Raw genomic sequence first — 19,859 nt, 5'->3', positions numbered from 1 at the left:
GAAAAACAAGCGACATAAAAATGACGCACGCTAAGGAATAATAATGAGTGAACAAATAGAATGCCGTTGTCCATGGCTAGACACGACTAAACCTGACTACGTTACTTACCATGATGAAGAATGGGGGGTGCCACTTTATGATGACCAAAAACTATTCGAATTTATAACTCTTGAATCAGCACAGGCGGGGTTGAGTTGGTACACCATATTAAAAAAACGCCAAGGTTATAAAAAGGCATTTGCTAATTTTGATGTAAAAAAAGTAGCTGAATTTACATCAGATGACATTGAGCGTCTAATGTTAAATAAAGAGATTGTTCGTAACCGTTTAAAAATTGCAGCAACTGTTAATAACGCAAAATGTTTTATCGGTATTCAAAAAGAGTTTGGTAGCTTTAGCAATTATCAATGGCAATTTGTGAGTAATAGGCCGCTTGTTAGTCACTTGAATAATATTGAGGACTACCCTGCTATAACTGAACAATCAACTGCATTCGCTAAAGACTTAAAAAAGCGAGGGTTTAAGTTTTTAGGCCCAACAACAGTCTATGCACACATGCAAGCCTGCGGTATGGTTAACGATCACAGCAATGACTGTTTTAGAAAAGAAGAAATTATTGAGGCTTTTAGTGGTGAGTAGGCAGGCAAATAGGTAGGTAACTAAAAGCTTCGCTTTTCACGCGAGCAAGCTCTGCGTCTACGCCAAGGTTTTGATTTGAGGTTGTTTTGTAGACGCGCTGCTTGCTGGTGTTCAAAAACGTAGTTTTTTGGATGGGTGTTTAAGTAATTAAAAGCTTCGCTTTTCACGCGAGCAAGCTCTGCGTCTACGCCAAGGTTTTGATTTGAGGTTGTTTTGTAGACGCGCTGCTTGCAGGCGTTCAAAAACGTAGTTTTTTGGATGGGTGTTTAAATAATTAAAAGCTTCGCTTTTCACGTGAGCAAGCTCGACGTCTACCGCCAAGGTTTTGATTTGAGGTTGTTTTGTAGACGCGCTGCTTGCTGGCGTTCAAAAACGTAGTTTTTTGGATGGGTGTTTAAATAATTAAAAGCTTCGCTTTTCACGTGAGCAAGCTCGACGTCTAACGCCAAGGTTTTGATTTGAGGTTGTTTTGTAGACGCGCTGCTTGCTGGCGTTCAAAAACAAGTTTTTGGGATGGGTGTTTAAATAATTAAAAGCTTCGCTTTTCACACGAGCAAGCTCGGCGTCTACGTCAAGGTTTTGATTTGAGGTTGTTTTGTAGACGCGCTGCTTGCAGGCGTTCAAAAACTAATCTCTTGAAAGATTATACTTTTTCATTTTTTCAACTAGCGTGGTTCTGCGTACACCTAATATTTCTGCCGCGCGAGCCACAACGTAATCAAAGCGCTCTAACGCTTGCGTTATTAAGCTAATTTCAAGCTCGGCTAAGTAATCTTTAAGTTCAATACCGTCATCGGGCAACAACCCACTTCCAACTTGGTTAAACTCTGCTTCAGGTTCGTTTTCGTAATCACTGAATCCTGTGCTAAATATATCGTTAAACGCGTCTTTTTCCATTAACTCTTCCGGGTACTCAGGCTCATATGCTTCTACCTCAATATAGCGGTATTTATTAGGTAAATCGGGAATATCGACTACCTTTTCAGGGAACATAATAACCATTCGTTCCACTAAATTAGCTAGCTCACGAATATTACCAGGCCACGCATGCTCCTTTAAGCTCTCAACTGCGCGTTCTGTAAACTTGGCGGTAGAACCAGTCTGGTCGTTAACACGGCGCATTAACTCTTTTAAAAGCAGCGGAATATCATCAGCACGTTCACTCAGCGATGGGTTCTCGATAGGAAATACATTTAAGCGATAGTACAAATCTTCCCTAAAACTACCTTCTTCAATCATATTTTCTAAATTTCGGTGCGTTGCAGCAATAACACGCACATCAGCTTGAATCGCCTTTGTACCGCCAACTCGCTCGTAACTGCGTTCTTGTAATACGCGCAGCAACTTAACCTGCATTTGCAACGGCATATCACCTATTTCATCTAAAAACAGTGTACCGCCTTGTGCAAGTTCAAAGCGTCCTTTACGAGCGGATATTGCCCCTGTAAACGCCCCTTTTTCGTGGCCAAATAGCTCACTTTCTAATAACTCCGCCGGAATAGCACCACAGTTAACAGGCACAAATGGCCCATTGTTACGCTTAGAAAGCAGGTGTACATTACGAGCAACAACTTCTTTACCGGTTCCTGACTCACCTAAAATTAAAACATTAGCGTCCGTTTTTGCCACTTGCTCAATTAAAAAGCGTACATCTTTTACTGCATCTGTTTCACCCACTAGCCCGTCAAAGGTTTTAAGGGGTTTGGTATGTTTATGTCCATTTGGTAACATTCGCTGATATTGCTGACAATCGTGAAGCAACTGTGTTGTTACTTCATGACTAAACGGTTCGCAAATGAGGCCTACCACATTAGCAATGCTTAGTAATGGTTTAAGGGTTTCGCCTATTAATAAAAAAGGTAAGGTTGGGTAGCGCTTAATTAAACCTTCGTGATCAAGAGACTGCAATGCACCTAAAATGATCATGCATTCTTTTTGTTGGTACTTTTCACACTCTTGTTCAAAATTTGTTTCATTTAACAATTGTACTGCTTCACCAATAAAAGTAAGCGATGCATTTAAACCTATTGCGCGATTGTTATTATTATCTAAAATCAAGATCATATTTAGCGAGCCGTACTTTCACTCATTTATTTAATTACCTAAATTGTAAGCCAGTTCGCCATGGATGCAAGCGATAGCGGCATTTTTTTGACATAAACGCCAAAAAACAGACAGCTAGTTAAAATAACAATACTTAAGAGTTAATCATTAAGTACCAATTATTAAAGTTGTGTCAAAATCATTTTTTTAAAATTATTTAATTCCTTAGCAAAGCTGACTTTCTTAGTAAATATAATCTAATATTAGCTTAAGTTGAAAGCGAACATGCCGATAAATAGATAAGTAAAAAATGCTTGGCATTATTATTGCTTTTATTTTTACATAATTTTTATCGTTTAAATCTAGGATTTCCCCATGGCTCATGTTTCAGTAAAAAAATACAGTCAAGTTCGTGTAAGTAATATTGCCGAAATGACCCCGTACGAACAAATAAATCTTATTTTCAGTAATATTATTGGTCGCTTAGCAGCTACAAAAGGATTTATTGAGCGAAAAGAGATTGAAAAAAAGGGCGAGAATATATCAGCCTGCGTTTTGTTATTCGGCGCGCTGCAAGATGCACTTAATTTAGAAGTAGAACAAGACCCTAGTATTTCTAACAACTTATTGGCACTTTACGATTATTGCCAACGCACATTAACCAAAGCCAATTTAAATAATGATGTTGACGCGGTATTAGAGGTGTCTAACATTGTAAAAGAAATAAAAGAAGGCTGGGATAATATTCCTGTTGATCAACGTGTTTCTGCGGTTTAGCTTATATTATGAATGCGAGTAATGCTTCAGAGCAGCTAACAACAAATCAAGCAGAACATATAAAAATACTGCTTAAGGAAATTGAATCGTTAGTAAACGATAATAATGCCGATGAAGCTCAACCCATTTTAAAAACCTTAAATACAGATTTAAAAAAATGGTGTGAAAGTAATAACAGCCCTAATGCAGAGCAATTACAGTCAATTCAAATTACAATTAATTCCATTTTAGCTAAAGCTAACATAGCTAAAAATGAATCATCTAAAGCAATTATTAAGTATAAAAAGTCAGGAAGGGCTATTAAGGCTTATAAAGCGACTTAGTAAGTAAATTGAATAACTTTATTCAATACTCTATATATTACACGTAATTTATACCAATCAGCTTAATTAAGTGAGCTATTTTGAGGAAAGAAAACCTTGTCGATAACTGGGCAAAAATTTCGTTATTTAGTTGTTCTATATCAGAAATTTTTAACACAGTTAGCGCCAAGTTTAAGCCCTCAAATTTATCGAGTTTTATTGCAGATTGGTATTAGCGCTGAAAATAGCTGCCCGAGATAGATTTATTGTCCAGAGTTTAGGTTAAATAGACCCCATATAAGCAGATTAGTATAAGTATTATCTCAGATAAATATTACACAATAAAAAACCGCTAAGTTTAAACTTAGCGGTTTTTTATTGATCACGTTTAGCAAAGCTTTTACTAAAGGATTAATTTGATTGTCTAACTACACCTGGCATATTTTCTAATTGAGCTTGAACATAACTACTGGTGTTATTAAGGCTTGCAACTAATAAATCCATTGCGTTATATTGAGCATATAGTCGAGACGATAACGATTCCATTTTACTTGTTAAACTCTCTCGCTGATCATCTAAATCATCTAGTTGATTTGTTTTACTATCGATTCTGTTTTGAATAATTCCGTCAGAATCTGTATAGAAACTCATTAACTCATCAAACGACTGTGCAAAACCACCATCATCATCGTTACTGCCAACAAAAAACTGCTGCACAGAACCTACATCTGCATTAATTTGGTCACTTAAGGTATCACTATCTAAACTAAGCACACCATATCGGTCTGTTGTTACACCTAGTTGTGAAAGTGACAGCGAATTACCTTCTACATTAACTGAATTTGTTATTGTATCTCTTAGTTTAGACATGACTCCACGTAATAAGGAATCTCCCGCCATTACACCTACGCCATCTTCGCCAGATGCACCTAAAGTGTTACTAAGTTCTAGCAACTCATTGTAGCTTGCAATAAAACCGCTTAAACCACTTTTAATATTATTATTATTTTCAGTGACCGATATGTCACTTATGTCACCACTATCCGCGGCATCATGTAGTTTTTTAGCGGTAATATCGACACCATCAATCACATTACTAAACTCGTTAGTACTGCTAGATACAACCAACGTGCCATCAATGGTGATTTGTGCATTCTGCGCAGCGTTTACTTCAGTTAAGTTAGTTGTATGATTTAGGGGGTCTGCATCTGTTACATCATAGGCTAATCGAGATAATCCACCTGTATCTGTATTATTACCATCACTGTCTTGTACAGTGATTTTAATCGCGTTTTCTTCACCGGTCTCTTTACTTGTGAGCACTAGGTGCTGACCTAAATCACTTGTTACTATCGTTGCAACAACTGAGTCATTACTATCATTGCCAGTAAAAGGCCCGTTATTAATTTGGTCTCGTAAGTCTTCTAAAGTATTGGTAGCCGATAAAACAGTGGAGAAACTATTATCACCAGAGCCTATCGTAATTACACCTGCCCCTATTGCCTCATCTGAAGTAAATGCGCTTGATGATAACTTATGAGCCTGCGCTAATGCATCCACTTTTACGTTATAACTGCCTGGTTGTGCGTCTTCATCTGCACTTATTGATATAAAATCATCAGTGCCTGATGTACTACGTTGCTGATATTTGTCACTATCACCAAGGGCTTCCATTGAGGTTTGCACTTTTTCAAGCGCTGACTTTAACGCCCCAACGGCTGAAATATCAGTTGTTAAACTAGCTTCTTTAGTATTTAAACGGGCTTCAGCTGGTGCTTGTTCTGAATTTACTAATGCATCAACAATATCTGATACAGCTAAACCAGAGCCTAAGCCATTAAACGAAATAGACATACTTCACCTCTTTAAATACTTAAAAAACAAACTAATTTAATATTGATACTAAACCGTTTGATCAATCAAAATACCTGCCGATTCAGACAGCTTAGACACTAAGCTTAATACTTCCTCCGAAGGATATTGCTTAATTACTTCTCCACTGTTTTTGTCGAGCACTTTAATTACATCACGTCCTGAATCTTCATCTACTTTAAATTGCAGACTGCGATTCATTTCTCCCATAAAGTCCTGCAATTGTTGCGCCATTTCTTCTAGTTGCTCACGTTCTAAAGGCTGTTGTTTATCTTCAGCCTCTTTTTCATACATTTTCTGCTGCAATTGCTGCTGGGTCTGTGTATCTACTTGCTTTACATCATCAATAGCACGTTCAGTTAAATTACTAGCAGTGTTACCTGCTTGCTTAACATCACTCGCTGTAGTTGAAACTGGCAACATCGTTTCCGAGCTTGAAGTTATGGTGTTCATATCACCTCCTGCATTACGCATATGATTGGTACTAATTGTAGCTTTAAACTACAAAAGGAGATAGCTAAAGCCATCTCCTTTTTAATTACTAATACTGACTTTTTGTATTAGTTAGCCAACAACCTAGCCGCTACTATTAGCTTATTAACCTAGTAGGCTAAGCGCTGTTTGCGGTAACTGATTCGCTTGCGACAAGATTGATGTACCTGCTTGTTGCAATATTTGGTTTTTCGTCATCTCTGCTGTTTCTGTTGCGAAGTCAGTATCTTGAATTCGGCTACGTGATGCAGACACGTTCTCTGATATATTCGCTAAGTTACTTATTGTGTGGTCAAAACGATTTTGCACCGCACCTAAGCTCGCTCGTTGTGAGTCGATGTTTGCAATCGCGTTATCAATAATTGCTAACGCATCTTGCGAGCCTTTCTGGCTTGTAATATCAACATCAGCAACATCATTTAGCTTACTTGTTACATCAGTTGTACCGGCGGCTAAAGACGCATCACTTGCTTGAGCACTAAATGTCTCTGAAGAATTCAACTGAACAGCACCTGATACTCTCGTTGCACCAGCGGCTGTATTTAATGTTACCGCTGTACCAGCAGCCCCATCATAACCTTCTGGAGTAACATCAAGTTCAACTGTAGGTGTACCGGCACTGTCTGTTAAATCTGCAAATGTAATATCTGCACCATTATTGTTCGATACAGAAAGAGCACCATTTTCGATCGTTGCAGTTACACCATGCTCGTCTGTTGCACTGTTGATAGCTTCTGCTAATGCTTGCTCATCACCTGATTTAGAACCTGTAGCAACAAATGATAACTTCTCACCATTAAGTTCAAAACTTACAGATTCATCTGCAGCAGCTAGCGCAGAAAGAGATAAGCCAGCTTCAGTTCTTGCTTGAGCTGTAACACCTGTAGAGCTCGTTACACTGTTAATTGCAGCAGCTGCATCTTCTGCGCTAGCGCCTGCAGCAATAGTAACTTGAGCGTCATTACGTCCAGAGATATCATATGTACCGCCTGCAACAGCACTTGTTGCTAGTGTTGCTGTAGCAGCTGCAGCTTGACCAAAACCATCTGCTGCTGCTGATTGTAGATTAACTTGGTTAGAACCAATTTTTTCTGCCGCTACACTAGACAGTGATACGTTAATTGTTTCGTTTGCATTTGAACCAATTTGGAATGATTTCGAACCGAAGCTGCCGTTCAATAATTGCTGACCACCAAACGAAGTCGTATCTGAAATACGTGTTAGCTCTGTTGATAAAGCTGATACTTCTTTTTGTAGCGCTTCACGGTCTTCTGATGAATTTGAACCATTCGCTGATTGTAGTGCTAATTCACGCATACGTTGTAAAATACTTGTAGACTCACTCATCGCGCCTTCAGCTGTTTGCGCCATTGAAATACCGTCGTTTGCATTTCTTTGCGCTACGCCTAAACCATTTACTTGTGATGTTAAACGATTTGAAATTTGTAGGCCTGCCGCATCATCTTTCGCGCTGTTAATACGCATACCCGATGATAAACGCTCCATTGATGTCGCTAAGTCAGAACCTGATTGAGATAGGTTACGTTGTGCGTTTAATGAAGATACATTTGTGTTTACTGAAATCATAATAAAACTCCTGATTACTTTCGTAAAAGTACTGTTTTGATTTAACCAAGAGCCGTAACAAATTTATGTACAAGCCCCTTACTGATTAAGTTAACGGCAGGAAACAAAATACCTTTAGCTTTTATTTTAAAAAAATTACAAATTCATGTTAACAAATTTGTAATTTGTTGATTAGTCTATTTTATTACGATGACATTGTTAACACCTTAAGATTAAAATTTATTTAATCTTAAGGTGTTAACAATGGCGCGATATTTATAACCTAGTGGGTTAAGTAAATCGAGTAACAAGGAGTTAGTCGCCCTCAAAAAGAACCTGTGAGCAGCGTATATTACACTTATTTGCCTATTTATGGGGAATAACCACACACCATAGACCTTCTTCACGTAAACAAACCAAACTATTGTAGTACCAGTCCGTAATAATATTTAATTAATTTGGGGGGGCTAAATTTGATACAAACTGTATTATTATTTTTGATTACGACTGCATGGATGTACAAAGAAGGGGGAACAATATAAAAGTAATTATCGAGAACAACCAAATTACACAATTATCTTGTCGTTAAATAAAGCCCATATATAAGCCGATTGGTACAATATTAAAAGCTAAATAAAAAGGAGATGACCAAAGTCATCTCCTTTTTAAATTATTATTGGTATTCGCTAAATTAAAGAGGTAGCTAATACCTTATTTCAATTAACCTAATAGGCTAAGCGCTGTTTGCGGTAACTGATTCGCTTGCGACAAGATTGATGTACCTGCTTGTTGCAATATTTGGTTTTTCGTCATTTCTGCTGTTTCTGTTGCAAAGTCAGTATCTTGAATTCGGCTACGTGATGCAGATACGTTCTCTGATATATTCGCTAAGTTACTTATTGTGTGGTTAAAACGATTTTGAACCGCACCTAAGCTCGCTCGTTGTGAGTCGATGTTTGCAATCGCGTTATCAATAACTGCTAGCGCATCTTGCGAGCCTTTTTGGCTTGTAATATCAACATCAGCAACATCATTTAGCTTACTTGTTGTTTCTGTGATTACACCAGCTAGTGAATCATCAGACGCCTCTACGCTAAATGTTTCTGAAGAGTTTAATTGAATACCACCTGAAATTCGTGTTGAGTCAGTCGCAGTACCAGCTACACCACTTGTTAGTACAACAGGGACAGCCGTACCCGTTCCGCCATCATCTTCAACACCGGCATAAGACAGAGCTGTCACTGATAATGTACTCGCTACAGGAGCACCAGCAGCATCTGCTGTTGCATAACCTTCTAACGTTATATCTGCACCCGTATTATTAGATACTGATAATACACCGTTTTCAATACTCGCTGTTACGCCATGTTCATCAGTTGCACCATTAATAGCTTCAGCCATTGCTTGCTGGTCGCCATCTGCATTACCTGTAGCTACGTATGAAACCTTCTCGTCGTTAAGCTCAAAACTAACCGTCTCGCCAGAAACTGTTGCAGCACCACCAACAACTACCGTGGCCTCTGTTCTAGCTTGCGCACTAACACCTGTAGAGCTCGTTACACTGTTAATTGCAGCAGCTGTATCTTCTGCGCTAGCGCCTGCAGCAATAGTAACTTGAGCGTCATTACGTCCAGAGATATCATATGTACCGCCTGCATTTGTACTTGCCGCAGCGGTAGAAGCAGCTGCAGCTGTCGCAGTACCAAAACCTTCGTTAGCAGTACCACCTTGTAAATCTACTTGGTTAGAACCAATTTTTTCTGCCGCTACACTAGACAGTGATACGTTAATTGTTTCGTTTGCATTTGCACCAATTTGGAATGATTTCGAACCGAAGCTGCCGTTCAATAATTGCTGACCACCAAACGAAGTCGTATCTGAAATACGTGTTAGCTCTGTTGATAAAGCTGATACTTCTTTTTGTAGCGCTTCACGGTCTTCTGATGAATTTGAACCATTCGCTGATTGTAGTGCTAATTCACGCATACGTTGTAAAATACTTGTAGACTCACTCATCGCGCCTTCAGCTGTTTGCGCCATTGAAATACCGTCGTTTGCATTTCTTTGCGCTACGCCTAAACCATTTACTTGTGATGTTAAACGATTTGAAATTTGTAGGCCTGCCGCATCATCTTTCGCGCTGTTAATACGCATACCCGATGATAAACGCTCCATTGATGTCGCTAAGTCAGAACCTGATTGAGATAGGTTACGTTGTGCGTTTAATGAAGATACATTTGTGTTTACTGAAATCATAATAAAACTCCTGATTACTTTCGTAAAAGTACTGTTTTGATTTAACCAAGAGCCGTAACAAATTTATGTACAAGCCCCTTACTGATTAAGTTAACGGCAGGAAACAAAATACCTTTAGCTTTTATTTAAAAAACGACCAAAAAAAGGCTAACCACCTGATTTAAATATTAATTAATATGAAACCCAAATACTATAAAGCATAAAAGCGCAATAAATGCGCTTTTAATATAACAAAAACTATTGTTAGTTTAATTAACCACCTAATAAACTAATTGCGGCTTGAGGCACTTGGTTAGCTTGCGACAAGATTGATGTACCCGCCTGTTGTAATATCTGATTTTTAGTCATTTGCGCTGTTTCTGTTGCAAAGTCAGTATCTTGAATTCGACTACGTGATGCAGATACATTCTCAGAAATATTTGCCAAGTTACTAATTGTATGGCTAAAGCGGTTTTGTACTGCACCCAAGCTGGCACGTTGTGAGTCAATATTGGCAATCGCGTTATCAATTACCGATAAAGCATCTTGTGAACCTTTTTGACTTGTAATATCAATATCAGCTGCATTTTCTAAAGAACTAGTCACTTTAGTCGCAACCTCATCCACAGAAGTACTACCTGTTGTAGTAAATATATCTGATGAATTTAATTGGATAGCACCGGCTATTCTGGCAGAGTCTGTCGCACCAGTAGTCAGTACCACAACATCACCGGCAGAACCTTCGTTATAGCCTTGAGGAGTTATATCTAAGGTTGAGCCTGCGTCTCCGGCAAATCCAACGATTTCAATATCTGCGCCATTATTATTTGAAACAGATAAAACACCATTATCAATGGTTGCTGTAACACCATGCTCATCAGTTCTGCTATTAATAGCTTCTGCCATTGCCTGCTCATCACCGGTTGCAGTACCTGTTGCAACAAACGAGACTTTTTCGCCATTTAGCTCAAAGCTTACAGGTTCGCCTGCTGCTGTTTGCGTGCCGGTAATATCAAGCTGAGCTTCAGATCTTGCTTGTGCCGAAACACCTGTAGCACCCGTTACTTGATTTATTAAATCAGCAGCTTCTTCTGCACTGGCACCATTTGGAATAGTGACCGTAGAATCTTCTCGACCAGAAATTGCCAAGTTACCATATGCAATTACACTAGCGGCAAGCGTACCGGTACCCGTTTCATTTACTTGACCAAAACCATCCACAGTAGTCGCTGATTGCAAATTCGTTTGATTTGCGCCAATTTTCTCAGCTGCAACACTTGAAAGCGATACATTAATCGTTTCATTAGCGTTAGCACCTACTTGGAAGGTTTTACTACCGTAAGCACCATCTAGTAATTGTTGACCACCAAACGAGGTTGTATCTGCAATACGTGTCAATTCAACTTGAAGTGCTGATACTTCTTTTTGCAGTGCCTCACGATCTTCTGGCGAGTTTGAACCATTAGCTGATTGCAATGCAAGTTCACGCATACGCTGTAAAATACTTGTTGACTCACTCATCGCACCTTCAGCGGTTTGTGCCATTGAAATACCATCGTTGGCATTTCGCTGGGCTACTGACAAACCATTTATTTGCGACGTAAGTCGGTTTGAAATTTGCAGACCGGCAGCATCATCTTTTGCGCTATTAATACGCATACCTGATGATAAACGTTGCATTGAAGTTGCTAAGCCTTCGCCTGATTTATTTAAGTTACGTTGTGCGTTTAATGACGACACATTAGTATTTACTGTTAATGCCATTTTACCATCTCCTAGGTTTAAGCAGAGTGTGGTTCAACACGTTTTAACAGGAACCACTATTCGATAATTTCTTATTATTATAAAAGCATTTACTGTGCCAACTTTAAAACAAGTTTAAGTCACTGTTTTTAATGGTTTATAATTGAAATTTAAAGTTGAATTTAAAAAGTAACTTGAAGCGACAATTTTTTGCCGCTTTAAAATAAGTAAAGCGGCAAAATATTTCTGGTTAAAGGTAGTCGAACAATGAAAGGTTAGATAAACGCCCAAAGGTTGCTTGAGATACTTGCAGTGCGGTTTCTTGCTTAGTGAGCTCGCTAATAGCAGCAGCCTGATCCACCTCAATTAAACTAGATCTATTACTTTTATTTTGAATATCAAGCGCTAAGTTAGTGTCGGTTACGAGTTCAAGCGCAACCATTCTTCCGCCTAAACTTGCCTGCGTGAAAACCACTTGTTCACTGGCATTTTGTAGCTGAACAACACCATCGGCTAATACTTGTTGAAAGTCGTCTCCTTCAAGTGTGCCATCATTCAAACCTGTAATAAGTGCTTGCAACGTATTAAGTACGTTTTCTTTCTCCGGTTTTTCAAGGCTAAAATCAAGCTGACCAGGTGCTGTACCTTCAAATTCAATTTTCATTCCTGCAAAATCTATTGGTTCATCGGTAATATCACCTATCACTTGAGGAGAAAGAGACACGCCATCACGTTGAATTTCGTATTGATCAGGATCAGTTGGCGTTGCCCCAGCTGTAATCACAACATTATAAGTATTTGCTGTTGCTGGCGCTGCTGGATCTGCATTGTAATTAGATTGATGAAATCGATCAAATTCAGTTTGACCATCAACATATACTGTACCTGCGGTGATGTTATTAGCAGGGACTGTAGTAGGAATTGAAGCCGTGTTTGAGTCTACATCTAAGCGTGCTGCTGTTTTTTCAAATGTATCAAAACCGTTATCACTCGATTTAATTGATACACCTTCAGCTATCGTTATTTGATGGACACCTTGATCGCCATTATAAGTGTATTCACCTAGCGTTGAGTCAAACTGATAAGGTTGGGTGCTATCTTGATAACCTGAAAATATAAATTTCCCATCTTCGGAGCGGGTATTCATTAAATTAGCAAGCGTTTGCTGAATACCACTTAGCTCGGATGCAATCGACTTCAAATCGTCTTTAGTATAAGCGCCATTACCCGCTTGTAATGCTAGAGATTGCGCTTCTTGAATACTGGTATTAATACTTTTTAAAACGCTTTCTTCTGTTTCGAGACGACCACTAAGCTGATTAATATTTTTTGTATATTGCTCATTGGTTTGTATTTTATTTGAATATAACATTGCCTGTGAAATATCTGCAGGCGCTTCAGACGTTGTTAAATATTTTTGCCCTGTATTAACGCGTTCTTGCGCATTTGCGACACCTTGTTGCCCATCCAGTATTTTATTAATACTGCTTTGATACATTAAATTATTTGATAAACGCATGATTACCTCGCAGCACTAAGTAAAGTGTCGAAAATTGAACGCGCAGCAGCTAAAACCTGTGCTGAAGCGGCATAAGACTGTTGAAAACGCAATAAATTTGCGGCTTCTTCATCGAGATTTACTCCCGATAATGATTCATACCAAGCTTCAGACTGCTGTGCGAGAGCATCGAATGCAGCTCCACTCGTAATAGCTTGTCCAGTTACCACACCAATATCGCTAACCATACCAGCATAGGCTTGATTAAATGTTTTATGGTTATCTGCCGTCGTTGTTGTGACAACATTTTGACGTACCAACTCACCATTTTGCAAATCAGCCAACTTTAAACCATTACGGTTATCGTCAAATCCACCTTCGTTAAACTCCAGCGTAAATGTATCGCCTGTTGCCGGTGTACCCTCTATATCAAAGTCAAAACCGTATGAGTCATAAGGAGCACCAAGGCCAGCTAAAACATTTTCACCCGGCGGCGCTATCGTCACAGCTACATTAGCGCCATTACCATCACTAATAAGGTAATCATTAGTACCCGCTGCTTTAACAATTGTGATATCGCCATTCGCTAAGGCAGGTGGTGTAGTTGATGTAAAACCACCTGAGGTAACACTACTAACTGTACCTGCTGATATCGTGCCTGTGCCTATATTATTTATATCGTTCGCAGTTCTAATTGGCGACGCTAACGCAAGGTCATCACCACGTCCGGTTGCAAGCGATATGCTAGAAGCGGCTTGAGAATTTAGCTTAACTTGAAATTGATCACCAGTAGCACCTGTACCAGCAACTGTTATTTGCAGTCCAAAGGACTCGCCACTGGTAATTGATGATGAATCAATCACTCCACTGGTTGTATCTGCAAGTGATGGGTTGCCAATAGGCTCCCCTTTATTATCAATTGCCTGAATACTTACTTCGTTCGGATTAGCGGTATAGGTAATAATGAAGTTACTGGCAGGTAATTCACTACCTTTGCCTGGCTCAACCGTTGCGGTCATGTTTGTAACACCACCAGTATTATCTTGATAAGCAAATGCATTTTCTGTTGGTATGGTAAAAATATCCCCCCCAACTCACCATTTGCATTCATGCCTAATTTATTTTGTTCGTTAAATGCATCTGCAATAGCCAGTCCCATTTGACCGATTTGATTTTGCGCCGGCACTAAAATATCGTCTCTAAAAGCAAGTAAACCGCCAATTTTACCTTTTAATTTGCTCGTATCAATTTCAAGTGGCACAGCTTTGCCACCGTTAACATCTAACGTTAGCTCTTTAAAACTAGGATCGGGGTCGCCTCTCATAGAAAACAAATTAAACGAACCATTTTGCATAACAACGGCTTCTCCTGTACCCATAAACACAAGCTTTTCACCATTTGGTCCATCAAGTGTTTCTATATCTATAAGTTCGGATAAATCACGTATTGCTTTGTCACGTTCGTTAAAAGTTGAACTTGCATCAGCAGCATTATTCGTTCCATTTACAGCAGCTATATCTTTATTTAAAGCGCTAATACTTTGGATTAGCGTATTGGCTTCCTCTGAAAATATTTCTAATTGTTCATTCACTATACTTTGCTGATCAAAGACAATACCTGAGAGTCTATCCATTTGATCAATTAAGCTTTGTGCATCAGTAATAACTAAAGAACGAGCTACCGTTGATGATGGTTGATTGAGTGCCTCTTGCACGTTATTAAATAACGAATTTATGCCTGTAGATAAGCTATTTGCTTCCTCTGAAAATAAGGTATCAACCCTATTTGCCTCTGTTACAAACTGATCAAAAAATGATTTATTAGATGTATCTCTGTTTAGCTGTTCTTGAGCAAATTGGTTTAGCAAACGGTAGGTTTCACCCCTACCTACCTGATTATCTACCATGGTAGTAAATTCTGTGCGCTCGCGTACATAGCCTTCTGTATTTACATTGGCAATGTTTTTACTTGTCGTTTGCAGTAACTCAGAACTAGCTCTGACTCCTGAACTGGCAATACTCAATAAATCATACGACATGTTACTTTACTCCTTGGCGAATCGCGTTTGCTGCAATATCTTTTAATTCTGCACTATTGAGTACTTGTTTTATTTTGCTAGCGTAATTTGGATCGGTTGCATAACCCGCTTTTTGTAACGAATCTAAAAAGTCGCTTGGCTTTGCTGTATTTTGTAATGCTTCTTGGTAGCGTGGGTTTTGTGTCAAAAAATCAACAAAGTCATTTACACTTTCTTTTATTGAGTCGTACGCCCTAAAGTTTGCTTTCTTTTTGACCGCTGTACCTTGCTCAAATTCGAGTGTGACTTTACTGGCTTTTTCACCTTCCCAGCTTTTATCTGATTTAATATTAAATAAGTTATTTGAACTGTTACCATCACTTTTATTAATGATATGTTTACCCCAACCAGTCTCAAGCGCTGCTTGCGCAACCATTACAGCCGGGTTTAAACCAATTTTCTTTGCTGCCGTTTTAGCGTGTTCCCACACAGAGCTAACAAACTCTTCAGCCGATTCAAATACCGGAGTCTCTATTTTTGATTCTGTAATATCCATGTTCATGTTCGTACTTACAGGCTCTACTGATTTATTATTATTTTCATGAGGAAGCTCTGAGCCCACTCGCTTATCACTTAAAAAGTCCGCTGTTGTTCTCAAAACAGATCCGGGCATAAAATTTTTACCATCAGGGGATAACTGTTGAACGATTAAGTCTGCAAGGCCTAAAGAACCATTTGATGATAGTTCTGTCGATAATTGTTGATCGTGCATTTCTTCAAAGAACTTAACCCCACTGGAATTAAATGGGCTTTCTTTGTCCTCAAATGCTTCGTTTGCCTTGCGCATACTTTTAAGTAACATTTGAGTGAAAATTGCTTCAAATTGTGCAGCGGCTTTTTTTAGCGCAGCCTTTGATGCATCAGTCGATGAATCACCACTGGTTAAGGCTTCTTTACGAAGTGAATCTAAGTTGCCTAAATCAAAAAAGTTTTGCTTATCGAGATGATTTGTTTCCATCAGCTTTTTGACACAATAATGAGTAATGCAATTAAAATGCAAAAATTGAGCCAGTTGACTAACTTTAAATTAGATATATTGCGAGGGAATGATTTTGCCCTAGTAAAAATGTTACTAGGGCGTGTTTAAATACTAAATAACAACTAGTTGACCGTTTATTGCACCAGCCTCTTTAAGCGCTTCAAGAATAGCCATCAAATCACCTGGTGCAGCACCAACTTCATTGATTGCTCTGACTAAATCGTCCAAGCTAACACCAGGATTAAATACAAATGCACGAGAATCATCCTGATTCACATCAATGATACTTTGATTCGTAACGGCGGTTTCACCTTCACTTAATGCATTAGGCTGAGATACATTTTGTTGCTCGGTAATCGTCACAGTTAAACCACCATGAGTAATCGCGGCTGGCTGTAGTTTTACATTTTTCCCAATTACAATCGTCCCCGTACGAGAGTTAACAATAATTTTTGCTGCGTTATCCGCAGGGGTAAACTCTAAGTTTTCAAGTGTTGATAAATACGATACACGTTGTGATGCATCTCTTGGGGCAATAACACGAATAGATGCAGCATCAATAGCTTGTGCGCTATTGGGACCAACTAAGTCGTTTATCGTACTTTCTAAACGTTTCGCTGTTGTAAAATCTGGGCGATTTAAATTAAAAGTAATATAGTCGCTTTGCATAAATGGACTTTTAACGGCACGTTCAACAGTAGCACCATTGGGAATTCGACCGACGGTGGGTGTATTTATAACAACCTTGCTGCCATCCAACCCCTCAGCTCCTAAGCCGCCAACAATAAGGCTACCTTGTGCTATAGCGTATACATTCCCATCAACACCTTTTAAAAATGTTTGAATTAAAGTACCACCGCGCAAACTACCGGCGCTGCCAATAGACGACACGGTAATATCAATTGTTTGTCCTGGTTTTCTGAACGCAGGTAACTCTGCATGCACAGCAACAGCAGCCACATTTTTAATTTTAGGGCTTAAATTAGCCGGCAGTGTAATACCAAAATTACTTAACATGCCCTTGAAACTCTGTTGGGTAAACTTACTTTGCTCGCCAGTCCCAGGTAAGCCAACAACTAACCCGTAACCCACTAATTGGTTAGAACGCACACCTTCAACCATAGAGATATCTTTAATACGCTCTGCATGTGCCGAAAATTGGCATCCCAGCAAAACAATTAAACAAAAAAACTTAAATACATTCATATTGAATGTCCTCTAAAAAGGAAAGAGCGAGCTACTAAAAAAGCGCGTTAACCAACCAGCACTTTGTGCTTCTTGGGTTTGCCCTTTACCTGAATATTGAATCCGTGCATTAGCTATTCGGTTTGATTCAACCGTATTATCTGAGCCAACATCTTGCGGGCGCACCAACCCTTCTAAGCGAATAAACTCTTCGCCTGTATTAAGAGTTAACCATTTTTCACCTCGAATAACTAAGTTACCGTTTGGTAAAACACGCATCACATTAACCGATATATTGCCAAATAAACTATTTGATTGATTTGATTTAGAGTCACCAGAAAACGATGAATCACTGCCAATTCCAAATTGAATACTGTCGCCACCGATATTAACAGGAAGTCCCCCCAAACCAATTACAGGGTCAAGGCTCGTGTCAGATTGCTTATCTGTTTCTGTTTTTGCCGCTTTTGTAGCTTGGGTAGATTCTTGCAATTTAACCGTAATGATATCGCCGGTACGCAGAGCTTTTCTGTCCGCGTATAAATCGTTCGACACATTCGTGTTAAATAAAGAGCCTGTTGCTACAACAGGTTCTATATTTGGTTCTGGGTACATTGGCGCATAGTAAGGATCGTCTTGCACTATTTCACTATTTTGTGTTGATACACATCCACTTAAAAATAGAGTGCCTGCCGCAAATAACATAATATTACGCATATTCTGCCCCTAAACCTTATAGTTGCTGATTGATATAACTCATCATTTCGTCGACGGCTGAAATTACTTTTGAATTCATTTCATAAATACGTTGAGTTTCGATAAGATTTACCAGCTCTTCTGTGACATTTACGTTTGATGTTTCAAGTGAGCCTTGAATAATACTACCAAGCCCCTCAACACCAGGATTACCCTGCACTGGAGCACCACTTACAGCTGTTTCGGTATAAAGGTTTTGACCAATCGGCTCAAGACCCGATGGATTAATGAAGTCACTAATGGTGATCTGACCAATAACTACGTTATCGGCTTGACCTGCAACACGAACAGATACTTCTCCGTCTTGCGAAACAGTAATCGATTGAGCATCTTCGGGGACATTCATTTCTGGCTGAATAACATAACCAGCACCCGATGTAACAATTCGTCCATCACCATCGGTGGTAAACTGGCCATTGCGCGAATAGGCAATATTGCCATCTGGCTGCAGCACTTCAAAAAAACCTTCGCCGGAAATCATCCAATCTAGTGAGTTTTCGGTGGTTAACATGTTACCTTGCGTAAACTCTTTTTGGTTGGCTACAACTTTTGCACCCGCACCTAACATTAGGCCTGATGGCATTTCAGTGTCTTGCGATGAACGACCACCTGGCTGATTAATATTTTGATAAAGTAAATCTTCAAATATAGCGCGGCTTTTTTTGTAACCAACCGTACTGGCATTCGCTAAATTATTTGAAATAACCGAAATATCGGTTTGTTGAGCATCAAGCCCTGTTTTGCTGATCCACAATGCAGGATTCATAATAGTGTCCTCATTTTAAAGTTAAACTATGCGCAACAGCTGATCTTGACGTTCGTCAATTTCTTCAGCTGTTTTCATCAGTTTGACTTGTAATTCAAATTGGCGTTGATGACTTATCATATCGACCATTTCATGAACGGGGTTTACATTCGACATTTCTAAGGTTCCACTCAATACTTTTACATTAGCGGAAGTATCAACAACTTGATTTGGTTTTGGTCTAAATAAGCCATCATTACCTTTTTCAAGTTGTGAATTATCAGCCTCAACGACTCTTAAGCGATCAACTTCTTCTAAAAAATTTGCTGGGGCGCCTTGCGGACGAACCTGAATAGCACCATCTTGACTAAATTCAACCTTTTCAATTGGTACAGGCAGTATAATTGGACCACCTTCGCCAATAACTTGACGTCCATGACTTGTTACCAGCATGCCTTCTGCTGTGATATTGAGCGTGCCTACTTTAGTGTAAGCTTCATTACCCGACGCATCTTGCACACTCAGCCATGCGTTATCGCTCATTGCGATATCTAAATCTCTGCCTGTTTCAACTATGCCACCCGATGTCATGTTTGAACCCGGACGTTCTTGCATCGAAAATACACGTGTTGGCAGCCCTTCACCAAACGCTTGCATAGAACGTGCTTGAGCAAAGTCTGATTTAAAGCCTGTCGTATTGGCATTCGCCAAATTATTGGCTTTAAGGGCAAGGCCCTGCAGGCTCTGTTTAGCACCTGAGGCCGCAATGTAGACCATTTTGTCCATAACATCGACTCACATTAAAAATCTCTAACTTAACAAATGCAAAATAGATGCCAGATTAGAGTTTACGTAACATTAGAGTGATGAAACAAACAATAGAAATGATAGCCACTTACTGTAACCATTGGTTTTGGTTTAGAGGCTAAAATAAAAAAGGCTGCAAAAT

At 39.2% G+C, this 19,859-nt stretch carries 15 protein-coding genes and 2 pseudogenes; 3 read left to right on the top strand and 14 right to left on the bottom strand.

From position 1 onward, the window contains the following. Positions 1-43: 43 nt before the first annotated feature. Positions 44-640, top strand: coding sequence for a DNA-3-methyladenine glycosylase I (locus AOR04_RS04450; RefSeq protein ID WP_096792643.1), 597 nt, complete (start codon positions 44-46; stop codon positions 638-640). Positions 641-1,267: 627 nt separating this feature from the next. Here AOR04_RS04450 and AOR04_RS04435 read toward each other — a convergent pair. Next, positions 1,268-2,704, bottom strand: a complete 1,437-nt coding sequence (locus AOR04_RS04435) for a sigma-54 dependent transcriptional regulator (RefSeq protein WP_096792640.1) — start codon at positions 2,702-2,704, stop codon at positions 1,268-1,270. A gap of 354 nt (positions 2,705-3,058) precedes the next feature. On the opposite strand from AOR04_RS04435, the gene fliS reads away from it, so the two are divergent. Beyond that, positions 3,059-3,460, top strand: a complete 402-nt coding sequence (fliS, locus tag AOR04_RS04430; protein ID WP_007377968.1) for a flagellar export chaperone FliS — start codon at positions 3,059-3,061, stop codon at positions 3,458-3,460. A gap of 8 nt (positions 3,461-3,468) precedes the next feature. After that, positions 3,469-3,783, top strand: coding sequence for a hypothetical protein (locus AOR04_RS04425; RefSeq protein ID WP_007377969.1), 315 nt, complete (start codon positions 3,469-3,471; stop codon positions 3,781-3,783). A 390-nt stretch (positions 3,784-4,173) separates the two neighbouring features. On the opposite strand, the gene fliD is transcribed toward AOR04_RS04425, so the two are convergent. The 13 genes and pseudogenes from fliD to AOR04_RS04365 all read right to left on the bottom strand — a co-directional run bounded on the left by fliD (position 4,174) and on the right by AOR04_RS04365 (position 19,696). Next, positions 4,174-5,616 (bottom strand): flagellar filament capping protein FliD, encoded by a 1,443-nt coding sequence (gene fliD, locus AOR04_RS04420; protein ID WP_007379097.1) that lies wholly within the window; start codon positions 5,614-5,616, stop codon positions 4,174-4,176. A gap of 48 nt (positions 5,617-5,664) precedes the next feature. Beyond that, on the bottom strand, positions 5,665-6,087 hold the full coding sequence (locus AOR04_RS04415; protein WP_007379096.1) for a flagellar protein FlaG: 423 nt from the start codon (positions 6,085-6,087) through the stop codon (positions 5,665-5,667). A gap of 144 nt (positions 6,088-6,231) precedes the next feature. Then, a complete protein-coding gene (locus AOR04_RS04410; protein ID WP_058230558.1) occupies positions 6,232-7,716 on the bottom strand; it encodes a flagellin in 1,485 nt (494 codons plus the stop codon). Positions 7,717-8,412: 696 nt separating this feature from the next. Next, the gene (locus tag AOR04_RS22120) at positions 8,413-9,093 is read right to left on the bottom strand and encodes a flagellin (RefSeq protein ID WP_442960151.1); all 681 of its coding nucleotides are present in this window, start codon (positions 9,091-9,093) and stop codon (positions 8,413-8,415) included. A 495-nt stretch (positions 9,094-9,588) separates the two neighbouring features. Beyond that, positions 9,589-9,948: pseudogene (locus tag AOR04_RS22115) on the bottom strand (flagellin N-terminal helical domain-containing protein); the annotation flags it as partial. Positions 9,949-10,200: 252 nt separating this feature from the next. Beyond that, on the bottom strand, positions 10,201-11,691 hold the full coding sequence (locus AOR04_RS04400) for a flagellin (protein WP_007378698.1): 1,491 nt from the start codon (positions 11,689-11,691) through the stop codon (positions 10,201-10,203). A 229-nt stretch (positions 11,692-11,920) separates the two neighbouring features. Beyond that, a complete protein-coding gene (flgL, locus tag AOR04_RS04395) occupies positions 11,921-13,189 on the bottom strand; it encodes a flagellar hook-associated protein FlgL (RefSeq protein WP_007378699.1) in 1,269 nt (422 codons plus the stop codon). A gap of 2 nt (positions 13,190-13,191) precedes the next feature. Then, positions 13,192-15,206, bottom strand: a pseudogene (gene flgK, locus AOR04_RS04390) (flagellar hook-associated protein FlgK). Between the two features lies 1 nt (position 15,207). Next, positions 15,208-16,203: a flagellar assembly peptidoglycan hydrolase FlgJ gene (flgJ, locus tag AOR04_RS04385; RefSeq protein ID WP_007378701.1), complete on the bottom strand. Its 996-nt coding sequence runs from the start codon at positions 16,201-16,203 to the stop codon at positions 15,208-15,210. Positions 16,204-16,335: 132 nt separating this feature from the next. Then, on the bottom strand, positions 16,336-17,430 hold the full coding sequence (locus tag AOR04_RS04380; protein WP_007378703.1) for a flagellar basal body P-ring protein FlgI: 1,095 nt from the start codon (positions 17,428-17,430) through the stop codon (positions 16,336-16,338). 12 nt (positions 17,431-17,442) lie between these two features. Beyond that, positions 17,443-18,126: a flagellar basal body L-ring protein FlgH gene (gene flgH, locus AOR04_RS04375; protein ID WP_007378704.1), complete on the bottom strand. Its 684-nt coding sequence runs from the start codon at positions 18,124-18,126 to the stop codon at positions 17,443-17,445. Between the two features lie 16 nt (positions 18,127-18,142). Further along, positions 18,143-18,931, bottom strand: a complete 789-nt coding sequence (gene flgG, locus AOR04_RS04370; protein WP_007378705.1) for a flagellar basal-body rod protein FlgG — start codon at positions 18,929-18,931, stop codon at positions 18,143-18,145. Between the two features lie 21 nt (positions 18,932-18,952). Next, entirely contained in the window at positions 18,953-19,696 is a 744-nt protein-coding gene (locus tag AOR04_RS04365; RefSeq protein ID WP_007378706.1) for a flagellar basal body rod protein FlgF, read from the bottom strand. Positions 19,697-19,859: the final 163 nt, after the last annotated feature.

The organism is Pseudoalteromonas sp. 1_2015MBL_MicDiv (assembly GCF_002407505.1).
In the GTDB taxonomy this organism is placed as follows: Bacteria; Pseudomonadota; Gammaproteobacteria; order Enterobacterales; family Alteromonadaceae; genus Pseudoalteromonas; species Pseudoalteromonas fuliginea.
The sequence above is the reverse complement of the archived record's forward strand: the minus strand, read 5'-3'. Positions and strand labels throughout refer to the sequence as shown.